We start from the raw sequence: 17394 nt of genomic DNA on the forward strand, positions 1-17394 counted from the left end.
TTGACAGTCAATGCTTTAAATCAATTTCGACCAAAACTACATTTTGCCCCAACAAAAAATTGGATGAATGACCCGAATGGAATGGTTTATTTTGAAGGAGAGTATCATTTATTCTTTCAACATAATCCAGATGATAGTGTATGGGGTCCGATGCATTGGGGCCACGCTGTTAGTAAAGATATGATTACATGGGAAGAGCTTGATATTGCCCTTTATCCCGATGAGAACGGAACGATTTTCTCAGGGAGTGCAGTGGTAGATTGGGAAAATACAACTGGATTTTTTCCAGATGGGCCAGGGCTAGTTTCGATTTTTACTCATCATTTAGATAAGCATGATGGCCGTGCACCGGTTCAAACACAGAGCCTTGCTTATAGCCATGATCGTGGTAGAACTTGGACTAAATATGAAGGCAATCCCGTCTTAAAGCATGAATCAAAAGTGGATTTCCGTGACCCAAAAGTTTTTTGGCATAAAGAAACGAATAAGTGGCTGATGGCCCTTGCCACAGGGCAAACGATCTCTTTCTACTCATCATTTAATTTAAAAGATTGGCAGTTTGAAAGTGAGTTTGGTAATGGAGTCGGCTCTCATTTAGGTGTGTGGGAATGCCCAGACTTATTTCCATTGCAAGTAGGCGATAGTGAGGAGACGAAGTGGGTTTTACTCGTAAGTATTGGCGATAACCCACAATATTCACTCGGTTCTAAAACGCAATATTTTGTAGGTGATTTTGATGGAACCACCTTTATAACGGAGCAAAAAGAAACGCTTTGGTTAGATTTTGGTAAAGATAATTATGCAGGTGTGAGCTTCTCAGATATCCCGGCTGAGGATGGCAGAAGAATTTATATCGGTTGGATGAGCAATTGGCGTTATGCTAATCAAGTCCCAACAGATGGCTGGAGAAGTCAAATGACTTTACCACGTAAGCTATCACTACGAAATGTTGCTGGGAAGCTGTTAGTTGTTCAGCATCCTGTAGAAGAACTTCAGCCATATTTGCATGAAGGTGTAAAGTCTCTTGAAGTTGGAAGTAGCTATGAGGTGTCAGAAGAGTATTTAGAGCTTTTTGTTCACTTTAAAAATGTGGATGCGAAAGTATTTGGCTTAAAATTAGATTATGGACTTGATCACTCGGCACATATTGCGATCGATTCAGTACAAAGATTGGTGTCTCTAGAACGTGAGCACTCGGGCCAAATCGATTTTTCAGCGTTATTTGCTGATATTCAGCAAGTAGAAGTGCCTGATGTTAGTGACTTAACGATTAGAGTGATTGTCGATGCATTATCAATTGAATTGTTTATTAATGATGGAGAGTATTCGATTACGAGCCTCGTGTTTCCAAAGGAGAAATGTAGTCAAATAACACCATTTGCTCATAGTGGTACAGTCGATATTCTTGATAGTTATATCAATATCCCTAAGTAAGTTTGAAATGAAAATAACTTAGCACATTGGAGAAATCCCATGTGCTCTTTTTTTAGACAATGGTAAAAGATTCGGTTAATCTAGGAGGAATGAAATGAAAAAAAGCCAATTTTATTTTGTTAGTAGTGTCATTGTAATTGGTATTAGTATAGCGATTTTTTGGTCAAGTAATCTAGCATCAAGTACCGATTATACGGAACAATACCGACCACAATTTCATTTTAGTCCAGAAGAGAACTGGATGAATGATCCGAATGGGATGGTTTATTATGAAGGGGAGTATCACTTATTTTATCAACATAATCCTCATGACAATGTGTGGGGTCCGATGTATTGGGGCCATGCGATTAGTCAAGATATGATCGAGTGGGAACATAGACCAATCGCATTGGAGCCCGACGAAATTGGAACGATTTTTTCTGGAAGTGCCGTGGTCGATTGGAATAATTCAACTGGATTCTTTGATGAGAAGGGTGAAGGGTTAGTAGCCATCTTTACACATGCGGGTGATGGACAATCTCAAAGTCTTGCTTATAGTAAAGATAAGGGAAGAACATGGGAGAAGTATGAAGGCAATCCTGTTATCCCAAGTGACCCGGCGATACCTGATTTTAGAGATCCGAAAGTATTTTGGCATGATGACACAGAAAAATGGATTATGGCTATTACGGCCGGAAAAAAGGTCTTGTTTTATGGTTCTCCTAATTTAATAGAATGGGATTTTTTAAGTGAATTTGGTGAAGGAATGGGTGCCCAAGGTGGTGTATGGGAATGTCCAGATTTATTTGAATTAGCAATAGATGGAGATTCCGATCATACGAAGTGGGTTTTACAAGTAGATATTGGTGACGGAGCAATTGCTGGGGGGTCAGGGGCTCAATATTTTATCGGTGAATTTGACGGGACGACTTTTGTTAGTGAACACGATCCCGAACAGATCAACTGGCTTGATTATGGAGCTGATTTTTACGCGGCTCAATCCTTTTCTGATATCCCAGATGAGGATGAAAGACGGGTCATGATCGCATGGATGAATAACTGGTTATATGCCAACCAAGTCCCAACAGAAGTTTGGCGTGGGGCGATGTCTTTCCCAAGAGAGATGAAACTGATCACAGATTCAATGGGAGAGATTAAGGTAGCTCAAAAACCAATTCAAGAGTTAAGCTCTTTAAGAGGTGAAGAACTATTTCATTTAGAAAATGAAAGGATTGACCAGTCAGCGGCTAAGGATTTGTTAGCAAATATCAAGGCTGATGCTTTTGAGCTTTTTGTTGAAATTGATCGAAATTTAGTAAGTGATGTAGGTTTTAAAATTAGACAATCTGAGAACTTAGAGGATGAAACGCAGATTGGTTTTTCAAGTGAAACGAATGAACTTTTTGTGGAGCGTAGGCAGTTAGATGAGATTTATTTTAGTCCTTATTTTAATGGCAGGCATAAAGTGGCACTCTCAAATTCTGATACACTAACTTTGCAGATTTTAGTCGATCAATCTTCGGTTGAAGTATTTGTTCAAGATGGTCAATATGTCATTACGGATTTAATTTTTCCGAATGAAGATAGTGTAAATATGGAGTTTTTTTTAGAGGGTGAGGAAGTTCTCATTCATACTTTAACGATTCATTCCTTACAATCCATTTGGTAAAATGAATATGAAAAAATAGATGAGGTGAAGCAATGAATAATCATTCAATGGTTATATGTGTTGGGGAAATGTTAATTGATTTCTTTTGTAAAGATATAGGCGTGAGCTTGGAGCAAGGAAAAAGCTTTGAAAAGCAAGCGGGTGGTGCACCAGCTAATGTTTGTGCAACGATTGTGAAGCTCGGTGGAGAGGCCGGCTTTAGTGGCAAGGTTGGAAACGATCCTTTTGGGCATTTTTTAAAGAGAACATTAGAGGATATAAAAGTCGATACTTCAATGATGAAATTGGACCCATTGAATCCGACCACATTAGCTTTTGTTTCATTGATGGAAAATGGAGAACGAGATTTTGTTTTTAATCGTGGTGCTGATCGATGGATGAAATCCGAGGATATCGATGAAAAAGAAATGGCTCAAGCAAAAATCTTACATTTTGGTTCGGCGACTGCGTTATTAGAGGAACCATTTCGCTCAACTTATTTAAATGCCATCGATAGAGGGTATCAAAATGGTCAGTTTATATCTTTTGATCCGAATTACCGGATTGATTTGTGGAGAGGAAGAGAACGGGAATTTGTTGAATGGGCAAAAGAAGGAATAAAATTAGCTGATTTTGTCAAAGTCAGTGATGAGGAATTACAAATTATTTCCGAGGAAAAGGAAATGAAAGTAGGGGTGGAGAAACTTCATCAAATGGGTGCTAAATTGATAGCTGTTACGCTTGGAAAAGAAGGTACTTATATATCGAATGGAAGCGAGCATAGTATCATTCCGAGTATCTTTATTCAATCAATTGACTCCACAGGAGCTGGCGATGCGTTTGTAGGGGCGACTCTGTTGCAATTTTCGAAAGAAGTTACGCCAAAAGAAATCATATCTAATTTTGAAAAAGTAAAAGATATCATCACTTTCAGTAATAAAGTGGGTGCATTAGTTTGTACTAAAATTGGAGCGATTGAAGGAATTCCAACGTATGAGGAAGTTTTAAATTTTGAAATGGTCAAATAAAGAAACATTTATTTTTAAAGCTGTCCCTTGAAAATGGGGGCAGTTTTCTTGCGTCTAACGTTTATATAAACATGAAAAGGAAAAAAGGGTGTCGACTATTGTAAATAAGGTTAATTTTTATATTAATGAACTCAACTTTCACATCGAGAAAATCCGTTCAACTAGTCGGCAGAGCGAAAGGGAAGCTCTTAAACAAATGCCCTTGACACGTTTGAAAAGCGAGAACGTACTATCACACCAAACGGATAAACTGTGCAGTAAAAAAATAATAGGCTCTCCGGCTGTCGCTCCCAAAACCATACTCCGCGTCCTGCAGGAACCTGGCGAGCCTCCTCGGCAAGCCTTGCGGGGTCTCGCTCCACGGTTTATTCCTGCGGGAGTCTCCGTATGGTTTTGTCCGCTAAGTGTAGGGGAGATGCTTGATGATATGGCTCTTTCCAAATCAGCTATTTCTAACGCAGAAGGACCTTCTTCTTCCCTTTGTTGGTTATGGAACTAAATAGGTAGTTGCGACCTATTTTTTTCCTAAGTCTGCCGTCATGAAAAGACATGATTCCAATCGAAACAAGCTCGATCATCTAGCTAACGTACAGAGCATCAACACTGATTTGTTTACAACTGTAACGGAATGAGTCATGGAAGGAGAAAAATCATTCTCAAGCTAATGTACGTTGAAGTAATGACTATTTTTTTATTCAATGAGAAAACCGAACCTAGATTCGATTCCATGATCTAGCGGACAAACAGACACGGAGACTCCCGCAGGAATAAACCGTCCAATGAGACCCCGCAAGCGTGCTGAGGAGGCTCATGAGGTTCCTGCAGGACGCGGAGTGTCTGTTTGGTAGCGACCGCCGGAGGGCCTCATTTTAGTGAACAGTTTCCTTCAACAGCCTACGAAGAGATGTGTTCAGACTGTCAACGATTGAACCGTTCATGTAAAGTCCATTTGAGTCTTGTATCGCCTTAAAGTTAATCTCTATCAACGGTTAAGGGTCAATCATACGTTGCGAAAGTTGAGTAAATAAGATTAATTTTTATATTTAATGAAGCAAAAGGATAGCTTCTTTTCTTCATATCGTTTAATCTGATAAAGTGTAAAAAAAATGATGGTGTATAGGAGGAGAAATACCGATGAATAATATTCATAGACCGACCATTGTAGCACTCCTATTAGCTGGGTCTTTTATTGCGATTTTAAATCAAACGTTAATGATTACAGCGATTCCTCCTATTATTGTGGAGATGGGTGTAACCCCGAATAGTGCTCAATGGTTAACGACTGTTTTTATGTTAGTGAATGGAATCATGATACCAGTTAGTGCTTTTTTAATTGAACGATTTACAACAAGGCAATTATTTTTAACGGCGATGAGCGTATTTGCAGCTGGAACATTAGTGGCCGGCCTTGCTCCTACATTCGAAGTTTTGTTACTAGGACGAGTGATCCAATCGATGGGTGCAGGTGTTATGCTTCCATTAATGACGACCGTGTTTTTACTCATCTTCCCGATAAATAAACGTGGAACGGTTATGGGGTTAATTGGGTTAGTGATTTCGTTTGCCCCTGCCATCGGGCCTGCTTTTTCTGGTTGGGTCACGGGTAACTATTCTTGGAGATTGTTATTTTTTATCATTTTACCAATAGCGATTATTGATATTATTATCGCCTATTTTGTTTTGAAGAATGTAACAGAGGTGAAGAAGACAAAAGTAGACGTACTGTCGATTATTTTATCTTCGTTCGGTTTTGGTGGTTTACTTTTTGGAGTGACAAATGCCGGTAATTTCGGTTGGGGAGAACCGATTACGTTGATAACATTAGCTGTAGGAGTCTTCTCTTTACTCTTTTTTATCTTAAGACAATTACGACTTAAACATCCAATGTTAGAATTTCGTGTCTTCACGTATTCTATTTTTCCGTTTGCTGTCATCATCGGTTCCATTACGTTTATGGGATTGATTGGAATTGAAACACTTATACCGTTATATATGCAAAATATGCGGGAATTTACTGCTTTTGAAGCGGGGATGGCGATGTTGCCTGGTGCTTTAATAACCGGTATTCTTGCTCCCATTATTGGAAGAATTTTTGATAAGGTAGGGGCACGCTGGCTTGTTACGCCTGGTTTAATTATTTTATCAGCTGCAACGATTCCTTTTATCTTTTTAGATATAGAAACGACTTTTGCTTTTATTACGATTATGTATGCGGTTAGGATGGTTGGTTTAGTGATGGTGATGATGCCTGTCCAAACAGCCGCACTGAACCAGTTGCCAAAACGTCTCATTCCACATGGAGCGGCCATGGATAGTACGATGAGAATGACGGCAGCTTCAGTTGGAACAGCTGTACTTGTCACGATTATGACATCAGTAGCAGCAGGAACACAAAATAACGAAAATATAGCTCATTCTGATATTTTTGGAGTAAATATGGCTTTTGTCGTTATGGCTGGTTTGGCGCTTTTGGCTCTTGTTTCTTCCTTTTTTATCAAATATACAAAACCAGATAAAGAATCAACAGACGTAAAAGAACAAGTAAGTTAAGTTTGATTTAAAATCTTAGCAAGACCATTACATTGATTTATTTCAAGGTGGTGGTCTCTTTTAGTCAGAAAGCATATAATAGATGAGGGTGGCACGATCCCAAAGATAAGAAAATAGAATAATATTCAAAAAGATAAAAAATAGTGGAAACGATAGGTCATTGATTGCCTATACTATATAATGGAGATTACGAATTTCACATGTAGGAGAACCGACTATGAATAAAAAGATTTATGAAGATTTATTATTAATATTGCAAAAGAGCTCAACCGAAGAACATATAAAAATTAATCAACCGTTAAGTTACTACACGTATACAAAAACAGGAGGACCAGCAGATATTATTGTCTTTCCGACGACGTATGAAGAAGTCCAAAAGATTTATCGATACACACTAGAGCATCAAATACCGATTACGATTTTAGGGAATGCCTCAAACTTAATTATTAAAGATGGCGGAATTCGTGGCGTTGTGATGATTTTAACGGATATGGATAAAGTTGAGTTAAGAGGAGATTCGATTATTGCCCAAAGTGGGGCGGCGATTATTGAAGTGTCGAGATTTGCTTTGAAACACGAACTGACAGGGTTGGAATTTGCTTGTGGCATTCCAGGCTCAATTGGTGGAGCTTTGTATATGAATGCCGGTGCTTATGGTGGAGAAGTTTCAGATGTTTTAACAGAAGCCTTTGTTTTAACAAAAGAGGGGGAATTGAAAACTGTTCAAGCCGAAGAGTTAGACTTAGGCTATCGTACAAGTAATATTGAAACGAACGGTTACCTAGTGTTAGAGGCAACTTTTGGTTTGAAGCAAGGTGACGTGGTCGAAATCAAAGCGAAAATGGATGAACTTACTTTTTTAAGGGAATCGAAACAGCCATTAGAGTACCCATCATGTGGCAGTGTTTTCAAAAGACCACCAGGGCATTTTGCTGGAAAGTTGATTCAAGACAGTGAATTACAAGGGAAACGAATCGGTGGAGCAGAAGTTTCGAAAAAGCACGCTGGTTTTATCGTAAATGTTGGAAATGGAACAGCGACGGACTATATGAAGTTAATCGCCCATGTGCAGCAAACAGTTAAAGATAAGTTTGGGGTTGAACTGGAACGAGAAGTACGAATTATTGGCGAAGATGTCAAGAATTGAATAAATGAGCAACCAGAAACCAATGACAGCGATGAGAGATCTACTGTTATTGGTTTTTTATTATTAATCTAGCTGCGCCTGTTAGAAGCTCGAGAAAACAGGCTCCACTTTTTATTTAAGGAGGGATTGAGGATGAAAGAGCGTAAAGTTATTTATTCACAAATGGTGTCTTTGGATGGATTTATAGAAGACGAGCAAGGGGGAATTTTGTGGAGCAAACCAGATGAAGTGCTCCTTTCATTTATTTCTGAACAAGAGCATCAGATTGACACTCATTTATATGGGAGAAGAACTTATGAAAATATGGCTTCATACTGGCCATTTATTTTAGATAGTCCAATTGCCAGTGAAGAGGAGAAAAGATGGGCACGGAATTGGCTGGAATGTGAGAAACTTGTCTTTTCGCGTGTACAAGAGATAGAGTTAAATTGGAATTCAAGATATGTTAAGCAAGAGCTGGAGGAAGAAATTAAGGAATTAAAGTGTCGTGCTGGTGGACATCTTTCATTAGGTGGAGCAGGGTTAGCCAAAACATTTATGGATATAAATTTGGTTGATGAATTTCATTTGTATGTATACCCGATCCTTTTGGGAAAGGGAAAACGACTTTTTCCTTCATTAAATCAAATAAAAAAATTAAAGTTAGTCGATATGAAACGGTTTGATTCAGGAGTGCTTTTTTTAAATTATCATCTGATATAATAGAGAAAACAGAATATTTTGATAAGGGGTGATTTAATGGGAATGGATTCAAACGAGTTAAAACAACAAGTTCAAGCACAGTTTGGAAAAAATGCTCAAAACTATGTTACGAGTCACATTCATTCAAAAGGCAAAGATTTAAAAAAGCTTGTCGAATTGCTTGATTGTTCAGGTGAGGAACAATTCCTTGACATCGCAACAGGTGGTGGACATGTCGCTAATGCAGTTGCTCCCTTAGTGAAACAAGTTGTTGCTCTTGATCTCACGAAAGAAATTTTACAAGTGGCCAAAAAGTTTATTGAAGGGAATGGAAACAGCAATGTTGATTATGTGGAGGCCAGTGCAGATGCATTACCTTTTGCTGATCATCAATTTGACCGAGTGACTTGTCGAATAGCTGCCCACCATTTTCCTAATATTGAGGATTTTCTGAAGGAAGTTTATCGTGTTTTAAAGCCCAATGGACTCTTTATTTTAATCGATAATGTGGCTCCAGAAAATAAAGATTGTGATCAGTTTTATAATTACATTGAGAAGGTTAGAGATTATAGTCACCAGCGTGCTTATAAAAAAACGGAGTGGTTAAAAGAGCATGAAAAAGTAGGGTTCGAATTGATAGAGATGCACTTGTTTGAAAAAGTGTTCGATTTTGAAAATTGGTGTAGGCTAATGGATGTTGGTGAAAAAGAAAAAGAGGAATTGACTCATGCCTTTTTGCAGGCGGATGATAAAATAAAAGCGAAGTTCCGCGTGACATTGGAAAACGGGAAAAAAGTTCAATCCTTTCAAGGAGAATCGGCCTTAATAAAGGCGAAAAAACTAGTTTAAAGAAAAGTAAAGAAGAGGGGCTGTCCCAAAAGTCATGAAAGTGACCTTTGAGGGTTCAGCCCCCTTTTTGAATATTTTAAAAGTGAGAGCTTCTGAGATGAGGGGCACTCACTTACAGGTCGGATTGGAACCGGCTAGGTGGGTGGATTTCCACCTATCCCTCCTGAAGCCACTAGAAAAACGGTTTGTTTGTTAAAATAGGGTTACATTAGTTAGCTATACTCCGCCAGCCCCATACCCTACGCGTTCCGCGGATGAGCCGGGAGCCTCCTCGCTCAACTGCGGGGTCTCCATAAACTATCTCGAAACAATCAAATGACATAAATGAATACAGCAAGAAAGTGAGCGGTTGTCCCCAGCATAATAAAGATATGGAATATTTCGTGGAAGCCGAAGTGTTTAAATTCAAATTGTTTTGGTTTTAATGCATAAATGATGCCCCCAATTGTATAAAATACGCCACCAAGAATAAGTAAAAATAGCCCCATCGTACTTAAGACGTCCGCAAGTGGTGAAAAGGCAAAAATGATAATCCATCCCATTCCAATATAAAGAGCCGTTGAAAGCCATCTAGGGCAATTAAACCAAGTCATTTTAAAAATAACACCTAATACAGCAAGGGTTGTCACAATCCCAAAAATCGTCCAGCCTGTTACTCCATTCAAAGCAATCAAACAAAACGGAGTATAAGAACCAGCAATTAATACAAAAATCATCGAGTGATCAAGCCTTCTTAAAAACGCAATGACATGGTCTTTGGCAATGACCATATGGTAAGTAGCAGAGGAGGCATAAAGCAAAATCATGCTAATACCAAAGATGATGATGGCACTTATATTCAATACAGTCGGGTCTGTTAAGGTAACTTTAATAACCATGGCTAGTAAGGCAGCAAAGGATAACAATGCTCCGACAAGATGAGTTAAGCCATTAATGGGTTCGCGAATATATGTAGACAAAATAAAAACCTCCTAATATCATTGTAAGTAGTTTTAATAACTACTTACAATGATATATGTATATCGTCATGTAGTCAACGTTTACTTATTTATTTTTTTCAAGTAAAATAAATAAAAGGATGATTAGAAAAGTTAGGTGAATAGAATGGAAAACATGGAAGAGATTTTACAGAATCTTGGTTTAGATAAACAATTAAAATTGGAAGATATTCCTGACCTTGATTTATATATGGATCAAGTGATTCAATTGTTTGAAAAAACGTATCGTCAGTCGAAACGAGATGAAGACGAAAAAATCTTAACTAAAACGATGATAAATAATTATGCGAAGGGTAAGCTGTTACCACCGATTAAAAATAAAAAGTACTCTAAAAATCATCTTATTTTAATGAATTTTGTTTATGAGTTAAAAGGAGCCCTTTCTTTAACGGATATTAAGATGACTCTCGCAGTTTGGAATCAACAACTAGGGGATGAATCTGTACAACTAGAGGAAAGTTTTCAAGCTTATTTAATGGTACAAGAAAAAAATCTAGAGGACTTTTTTACGGAAATAAATAAAAAAGAAAAAGAAGTAGATAAGGTTTTTGAGCAGGTGGACAATCTTAATGCAGAACAGTTAAAACAAAGTATGCTCATCTTATCTTGTATTCATATGAGCAATTTATATAGACGAACAGCTGAGAAGTTAATTGACCAATTAGCCCAAAAATCAGACAAAGAAGTGTAAGGCGTGATAGTAATTAAATCTTTAGATATAGCAAAAAAATCCTCTGAATTGGCAGAGGATTTTTCTAAATGAACGTTACGCTCAGCATGAGTCCTGTATATATCACGATTAGTATGATAAGCATCAAAATAATAGGAATCATGACCTTTTTCTTTTGAATCAATTGGTAACCTATCCAGATAATGAAGAGTGATCCGATTGCTAATAAGGGGCTTCCGGTTAAAGACCAATTGATGACCACATTATTTTCACTACCTGTAAAGGAATGGAATAGTAGAAATAATGGTGAGCGTTCGGTACCTACATCGACTTCATGAGGTGGGGGTTGCTCTGTCATCCAAGCAGAAATAGCAAAAATGATGACGGCAAATAACGATTCCCACCTAAATGAAAGCTGCATTTGTTTTTCGTTTAAATGAAGTGGATTCCACTTTAACAAAAAAACATGTCGGATACCAAACAGCAAAATCGGAATAAACATAAGATGCTTAATGAGTAAATATTGTCCGTACGAGACAGACCAGCTTTCGATATAATTTGGTACTAACGTGTTCATTAAAATAAGCCCTGATAAAATGATTAGGGAAACCGCTATAAAAGCTAGTGGTGAGAACCATCTATGAAAAGCTTTTAAATCATTGAGAGGTTTTGTTAACCAAGAAACAATGAGTAACGGTCCAATCCAAATCGCAAAAGCAATGATATGAATTAAATGAGATAGGATTCCTATCAGACCATCAGATGCACTACTATGACTTGAGAGACTTATAAAATAAACTATACATAGCCATAATGTCAGTTGCCCCCAAACGGCAAGCTTATTAGGTATTTTCTCTCGAACGAATTGAATGATTAATAGAATACTCGAAATCACAACGATGGTTATCCAAGTATGACCAACTTGAAAGGTTGTGATTACATTGACGAGTGCTTCTTTTATTGGAACGGAGAATTGTGAGTGCAACATCTGAGCAAGCTGAACAATCGGTACAAAAGTTAATAGGACAATACTTATAATGCTTATATACATAATCGCGCGAGTGAATCGTATGCTAGGAAGTCTTTTCTGATTTAATGTAGTAATTAAGATCCCCACCGCAAGAGCAATGACTAAATAGGTGAAAAAGTTACTTAACTCGATCATCAATTATTTTTTCTTGTTCATCATCACGATAATGATAAAAATTCCAATGATGACAGCGACGATAATGAATACGACTGGCCATGGAAACGAGGGAGCGGACGAGTCTGAGCTTGATTCATTAATAGACTCTTCCGTCTCGTTTTCAGAAGGAGTATCTCCTTCTTCTTTTACTTCCTCTACTACTTCTGTTATCTCTTCTTCCACAACCTCATCAGCGGTTACAGTGAATGAAAAGGTACCCTCCATCTGATGTGTATCTTCACTAATGATGGACCAATCAACTGAATAAATGCCTGAAGCAAGTGGTGATGATGGTACGATGACAATTCTTGTTTGTTCAACATGGATATCTGCTAGTTCTACTTCCTCACCTGTGTCACCTATGACTTCGATGTTGGCAAACGGTTCAATTCCACCATCAAATTCTAAGATGATTTCCTCAACAAGAGTATCTAATGTTTCTCCATCCTCAGGAATCGATGTTTCTAAATGAGTGTGTGCCATACTATGACTAGGTAATATAAGTAATACAACGAATATAAAAAACATACTTAAAGATAATTTAGTTTTCATTTTGTCCTCTCCTTCATTTTTTTCGCCTGTTTTAATGTAGCAAGGAATTGTGAAATGCTCGTGAAGTATTGGCTTGTTAAAAAAATGTTCACTTTTGTAGAGAGGGTTCTCTCTTTTTATTTTACGTCTTATCCCAATGGATATGATTGTTTTCAACGTTGTTTACGGGTAAAGAAATGTTCACGTTTGTTCCCCTACCTTCTGTCGAATCGATCGTTAATTTGCCGCCATGACGTTTAATAATTTGAGAGACGATCGCAAGTCCTAGTCCTGTTCCACCATCTTTTCGTGTCCTTCCTTTATCAACCCGATAAAAACGCTCTGTAATCGCTGGTAAATCGACTTTTGGAATACCACTGCCTTGGTCATGAATGCTTAACTCGACGTCATCTCCCTGACTTTGAAGAAGAATCGTGATTTTTTTTCCAACAGGTGTGAAGCGTAGAGCGTTATCTAATAAATTGCGAATGACTTGCTCTAGACGGTCGTAATCAGCGAATATGATAATCTCTTCATCCAATTGCAAGCCTATTTGGACGTTCGTTTTATGAATGATGTATTCAAACGATGTGCAAACGTCATGTATCAGTTGAGCTAACGCAATCGGTTCTTTTTTTAATGGATAAGAATCTCCTTCTAATTGAGCCAAATCAAGCAAGTCGTGGACAATTCGTTCTAATCTTTCGGATTCTTTTTGGATAATCGTGAGTCCTTTTTTAGTTTCAATAACCCCTTCTTCTACAGCTTCTACATAGCCTTTCATATAACTTAGTGGTGTTCGTAATTCATGTGAGACATTGGCAAGAAACTCTCTTCTGTTTGTTTCGACTTCATTTAACGATGAAGAAAGAGAATTGAAAGATTTGGCTAGTTGAATTAATTCTTCTCCCCCTCGGTCTTCCTTAATTCGTTCACTAAAATCGCCACTCGCCATTTTGCTGCTTAATTGTTTCATTTCATGAAGCGGATCCGAAATATTTCGGATCGTGCGAGCCACGATATAGATGACAAGTAATAAAAGAGTGATTCCAACACAGTATAAAAGGATTTGAATTTGTTGGAAAGGTTCATACATTTGAGAAAGTGGCATTGATAAAAAAAGGGCCCCATTAAGTAAATCGTTCTCTAATAAAGGGATGGCAATCCCTAGTATATCTTGTTGAAATAATGGATGTGGACGAATTAAAATAATTGTTTTTCCTTCTAGCATTTGTTGTCTTTCTTCATACGTAATTAGTTGCTCTGCTGAGAACGGCTCAAAAGGTGTTCCACTACTTAACAGCATTGGGTCGTCGGTATACAACATTTGAATATCTGCCGGGTCATTGAGCCAATTAATCGTTTCAAGCTGATTAAAAAAAGCAGGAGTGGCCCCGTGCTCATAATAGCTCTTTTCCATTTGCTCCCCTTGCTGTAGGAGCATTTCAACTTGTTTTTCGACATATAAATTTTGATACAAAAAGTAAGTTAGCCATACCGTCATTGTTCCAATTAACAAAATCATGACAATTGTTGTCAACCAAAGCTTCTTTTTAATCGACCAATTTTTCATTTATATTCCCTCAATTTTATAGCCGACACCCCAAACGGTTTTAATGAGTGTATTATGATCTTTTAATTTGAGACGTAGCGTTTTTATATGAGTATCAACTGTACGAAGGGTGCCAAACTCAGAGTCAAACCCCCATAATCGTTCATGCAACTGTTCTCTCGAGAATACTTGTCCTCTATGTTTTAATAAAAAGAGGAAAAGATCATATTCTTTGCGAGTGAAATTAATCATCTGAGCGTTGATAAAGACCTGTCTACCTTCTTCATCAATTTCCAAATCTCCCATTTGGATTCGATTATTCCAGTTTGAAAAACTTTGAGATCTTCTCAAAGTTGCTTCAATTCGAGCCATTAATTCCCTTGGACTAAAAGGTTTAACAACATAGTCATCAGCTCCTAGTTTTAGCCCTTTTATTCGGTCGTCTTCACTAGCACGTGCTGTCAGCATAATGATCGGTACAGGTGAAAGCTCTCTAATTTTTTGGCATGCAGTAAATCCATCCATATCCTCAAGCATAATATCGAGGAGAATTAAGGAGATCGAGGTTTGGTTCTTTTTAAAAAAATCAAGGCCATTCTCAGCGTTTGAAGAAGTATGGACGTCATACCCTTCTTTTTTTAAGTAAGTCGCGATTAAATTTTGCAATTGTATTTCATCATCAATTAATAATATTTTTTGGCGATTGTTCATGATTGATCCTCCACAATCATACTGTACGGTCCCTCGTGTACAGGTAAAGTTTCTGTTTGAAATGTCTGTTTGTTCACGATGGTTATGGTATGTCCATCTAAATTCGAAACATATATGGAATCAGTATAGCTTGTTAAAAAGTTTGGGTTTTGTCCAACTTCTACTGAATCAATGACGATTTGCCTTTCTAAATCTACTTTATAAAGGGCGTGATCACCATGACAAAGTACGTAAAGAAGAGCATTGTCCTCATCACTATATAAAGCAATTGGCATCAGTCCTAGATCGATTTTGTGAACCAATTCACCATTCGGTAAATAGCCATAAATGGTTTGATTTAATTCACCAAAGGCACCATGTCCACCTACCCAAATAAATTCCTCATCAAAATATATACCAGAAGGTCTTTCAATGACATTAAAACGTTCAATAATTTTGTTTTCCGTTAAATCAATCGTAACAATATTATGGCTAGAAGAATGTAAAACATAGAGTCGTTTGTTTTGTTCATCGAGCACCATTTCCGCAGGATAATCATCAACTTGAATCGAATCGACCCATTCTTCTGTTTCATAATCGACCACATGGATCAAATTATTTTCCACATCTGAAAGATAGACGATATTATTTGTATGTGAAAAAGCAATATCTGTTAATCCTTGAGTGAGGGTGACAAAATTCTGTATTGAACCGTCTTCAAAATTGTAAAGGAGGAGTGAATCATGTTGAGGGCTTGTCGCCAAAAATTGATTTGCACTCACTTTTTCAAAATGAGTTAATAAATATGGATTTTTAATGGTCATGATCTTTTGTTCAGTTAAGAGATCAATATAAGATAACTTTGAATCTTTGACATGAGAAAGAATTAAATATGGATTATTTGTATCAGGCTTTTCGAACGTTTCTTTTGAACAAGCCGTCAGGGTAATTAATAGTAAACAAAGTGTTAGATTACTTAGCAAACATCGTCTCATAATAAAACTCCTTATTCTAAACGTCCTCTTTCATATTATGAACCTATTTTAGCATGGAAATGTGAAAAAAGATTGAAGCCATACGGTTTGATTGATAATTAGTTAAGCTTTCTGTCAGATAATTTCCCTTTTTTTGTATTGTTTAAATAAAAAAAGAAAAAAAAGCTTCTAAAAGAAAGCGTTTTCTATTAGAATAAATTATATATTCTGAAAAGTGAGTCAGATTATATGACAATATCGGTGTATTATTCAGAATTTTTCGTTATAACTAGTAAGGTAAGGTCAACTCAAATGAGAAAAAGGGGGATTTATCGCGTGAAAAAACGTTTTTTACTTATGCTAGGAATGATCGTATTAGTATCAATGATTATCGTAGGGTGCTCGGGAGAAGAAGCAACGACAGATGATCCAGCTAATGACGATGGTACAGAAACAACGGAAACAACAACCGGAAGTGGTGGTAAATTAGCAGAAGTAATGGACAGAGGACATTTAGTTCTTGGTTCAAATAATACGTTACCTGGATTCGGTTATCTTAATTCTGCTGGTGAAGAAGAAGGATTTGATGTGGAATTTGGACAAGTAATGGCAGCGGCCATTTTTGGAGATAAGGATGCTATTGAATATCGACCTTTATCTGCTCAAGAACGATTTACCGCAGTACAGTCAGGTGAAGTAGATGTACTAATTCGTAACACTACGTGGACTTTAACACGTGATGTTGAAGTAGGGTTGGCTTTCGGACCAACGACTTTCTATGATGGTCAAGGAATGATGGTACCTGCTGATGCAGGATTTACTACTTTAGAAGATTTACAAGGTGCTCGTATTGGGGTTGAGCAAGGAACAACAACTGAGTTGAACTTGACCGACCAAATGAGAGCGCGTGGAGTTGATTTTGAACCTGTATTATTTGCTGACCGTGATAGTTTAATTGCGGCCTATGAATCTGGTACAGTGGATGCATGGACAACAGACCAGTCGGGGCTAGTTGCTTCTTATGAAGTATTAGCTGACCCAGATGGACATGTTATTATGGATGTTGTTCTTTCGAAAGAGCCACTTGGACCTGCTGTTTTAGACGGCGATACTCGTTTCTTTGAAGTAATGTATTGGTCTGTAATGGCAACAATCCAAGCTGAAGAATTTGGAATGACTTCTGAAAATGTAGATGACTTCTTGGATAGTGAAGATCCAGATATTCAACGTTTCTTAGGTGTTGAACCTGGAAATGGAGCACAGTTAGGACTTGAAGAGGATTTTGCTTATCAAATCATCAAACAAGTTGGGAACTATGGAGAAATCTTTGATCGTAATATTGGAACAGAAAGTCCTTTCAACTTAGAGCGTGGACTAAATGCACTTTATACTGATGGCGGAATTTTATATTCACCTCCATTTAGATAGGTTTGAATTGGATAGAGTCTGCTACATAAAGTTGGCAGACTCTTTTCTT

15 protein-coding genes are annotated in these 17394 nt (G+C 37.5%); 9 read left to right on the top strand and 6 right to left on the bottom strand.

The genetic code is table 11. The features are described from left to right. The 7 genes from AA0017_RS01400 (at position 1) to AA0017_RS01430 (ending at position 9316) form a co-directional block, all read left to right on the top strand. Positions 1-1434: a glycoside hydrolase family 32 protein gene (locus tag AA0017_RS01400; protein ID WP_413378803.1), complete on the top strand. Its 1434-nt coding sequence runs from the start codon at positions 1-3 to the stop codon at positions 1432-1434. Between the two features lie 94 nt (positions 1435-1528). Continuing rightward, a complete protein-coding gene (locus tag AA0017_RS01405; RefSeq protein ID WP_413378805.1) occupies positions 1529-3082 on the top strand; it encodes a glycoside hydrolase family 32 protein in 1554 nt (517 codons plus the stop codon). Between the two features lie 32 nt (positions 3083-3114). Continuing rightward, positions 3115-4089, top strand: a complete 975-nt coding sequence (locus AA0017_RS01410; protein WP_413378807.1) for a carbohydrate kinase family protein — start codon at positions 3115-3117, stop codon at positions 4087-4089. Between the two features lie 1134 nt (positions 4090-5223). Continuing rightward, a complete protein-coding gene (locus AA0017_RS01415) occupies positions 5224-6639 on the top strand; it encodes a DHA2 family efflux MFS transporter permease subunit (RefSeq protein ID WP_413378809.1) in 1416 nt (471 codons plus the stop codon). A 217-nt stretch (positions 6640-6856) separates the two neighbouring features. Then, entirely contained in the window at positions 6857-7786 is a 930-nt protein-coding gene (murB, locus tag AA0017_RS01420) for a UDP-N-acetylmuramate dehydrogenase (protein WP_413378811.1), read from the top strand. A gap of 132 nt (positions 7787-7918) precedes the next feature. Next, positions 7919-8488, top strand: coding sequence for a dihydrofolate reductase family protein (locus AA0017_RS01425; protein ID WP_413378813.1), 570 nt, complete (start codon positions 7919-7921; stop codon positions 8486-8488). A 36-nt stretch (positions 8489-8524) separates the two neighbouring features. After that, complete coding sequence (locus AA0017_RS01430) at positions 8525-9316, top strand: class I SAM-dependent methyltransferase (protein WP_413378815.1); 792 nt, start codon at positions 8525-8527, stop codon at positions 9314-9316. Between the two features lie 311 nt (positions 9317-9627). On the opposite strand, the gene trhA is transcribed toward AA0017_RS01430, so the two are convergent. Beyond that, complete coding sequence (trhA, locus tag AA0017_RS01435; RefSeq protein WP_413378817.1) at positions 9628-10275, bottom strand: PAQR family membrane homeostasis protein TrhA; 648 nt, start codon at positions 10273-10275, stop codon at positions 9628-9630. A 145-nt stretch (positions 10276-10420) separates the two neighbouring features. Here trhA and AA0017_RS01440 point away from each other — a divergent pair, with 145 nt between their 5' ends. After that, positions 10421-11005 carry a DUF1836 domain-containing protein gene (locus AA0017_RS01440; RefSeq protein WP_413378819.1) on the top strand — a complete coding sequence of 195 codons (585 nt, stop codon included), beginning with the start codon at positions 10421-10423 and terminating at the stop codon, positions 11003-11005. A 64-nt stretch (positions 11006-11069) separates the two neighbouring features. Here the strand turns inward: AA0017_RS01440 and AA0017_RS01445 are convergent, their stop codons facing one another. From AA0017_RS01445 to AA0017_RS01465, 5 genes are all read right to left on the bottom strand, one after another. After that, positions 11070-12149: a copper resistance D family protein gene (locus tag AA0017_RS01445; protein ID WP_413378821.1), complete on the bottom strand. Its 1080-nt coding sequence runs from the start codon at positions 12147-12149 to the stop codon at positions 11070-11072. Positions 12150-12152: 3 nt separating this feature from the next. Then, positions 12153-12722, bottom strand: coding sequence for a copper resistance protein CopC (locus AA0017_RS01450; protein WP_413378823.1), 570 nt, complete (start codon positions 12720-12722; stop codon positions 12153-12155). A 121-nt stretch (positions 12723-12843) separates the two neighbouring features. Further along, the gene (locus tag AA0017_RS01455; RefSeq protein ID WP_413378825.1) at positions 12844-14274 is read right to left on the bottom strand and encodes a sensor histidine kinase; all 1431 of its coding nucleotides are present in this window, start codon (positions 14272-14274) and stop codon (positions 12844-12846) included. Further along, entirely contained in the window at positions 14275-14964 is a 690-nt protein-coding gene (locus tag AA0017_RS01460) for a response regulator transcription factor (protein ID WP_413378827.1), read from the bottom strand. After that, complete coding sequence (locus AA0017_RS01465; protein ID WP_413378829.1) at positions 14961-15938, bottom strand: YncE family protein; 978 nt, start codon at positions 15936-15938, stop codon at positions 14961-14963. The genes AA0017_RS01460 and AA0017_RS01465 overlap by 4 nt, the downstream gene beginning before the upstream one ends. A 315-nt stretch (positions 15939-16253) precedes the next feature. Between AA0017_RS01465 and AA0017_RS01470 the strand changes: the two genes are divergently transcribed. Beyond that, positions 16254-17345 (top strand): amino acid ABC transporter substrate-binding protein, encoded by a 1092-nt coding sequence (locus AA0017_RS01470; RefSeq protein WP_413378831.1) that lies wholly within the window; start codon positions 16254-16256, stop codon positions 17343-17345. The last annotated feature ends 49 nt before the right edge of the window (positions 17346-17394 follow it).

The sequence above is a fragment of the Alkalihalobacillus phoenicis genome (assembly GCF_047302405.1).
Lineage (GTDB): Bacteria > Bacillota > Bacilli > Bacillales > Bacillaceae_D > Alkalihalobacillus.